Consider the following 528-nt stretch of genomic DNA (forward strand, 5'->3'; position numbering starts at 1 on the left):
CACCGGGACCGGTCCCGGTGTCGGTGGTGGGAGGTAGCGTCCTGGCCGTGCAGGTTGGAGAGCGGATTACAGAGCTTGCGGACCAGGTCGTGGCGTTGCGTGACGCCTACTACCGGGGTTCGCCGTTGGTCGCGGACGCGGAGTACGACGCGATCGAGGACGAGTTGCGCGGTCTGATCGAGGCGCACCCGGAGCTGACGCCCGATCCGAACCCGCTGGAGCAGGTCGGCGCGCCTTCGGTGCTGCACGCGCCGGTGCGGCACTCGCGCCCGATGCTGTCGCTGGAGAAGGCGACCAAGCCGGAGCAGGTGGCGGCGTTCTTCGACCGCTTCCCCGGCCAGCCGGTGGTGGTCATGCCGAAGCTCGACGGCCTGTCGCTGGCGCTGGTCTACGAGGACGGCAGGCTGGCCAGGGCCGTGACCAGGGGCGATGGCACGACCGGCGACGACGTGACGCCGCTGGTGCGCGCGCTGACCGACGGGGTGCCGGACCGCGTGGACGCGCCCGGCCGGGTGGAGGTGCGCGGTG

Annotated in this window: 1 pseudogene; it reads left to right on the forward strand. The window is 72.2% G+C overall.

The features are described from left to right. Positions 1–47 precede the first annotated feature (47 nt). Positions 48–528 (forward strand): annotated as a pseudogene (locus tag CCN37_RS38090) (NAD-dependent DNA ligase LigA); the annotation flags it as partial.

It is taken from the genome of Allokutzneria sp. NRRL B-24872 (assembly GCF_002155965.1).
Taxonomy (GTDB): domain Bacteria; phylum Actinomycetota; class Actinomycetes; order Mycobacteriales; family Pseudonocardiaceae; genus Allokutzneria.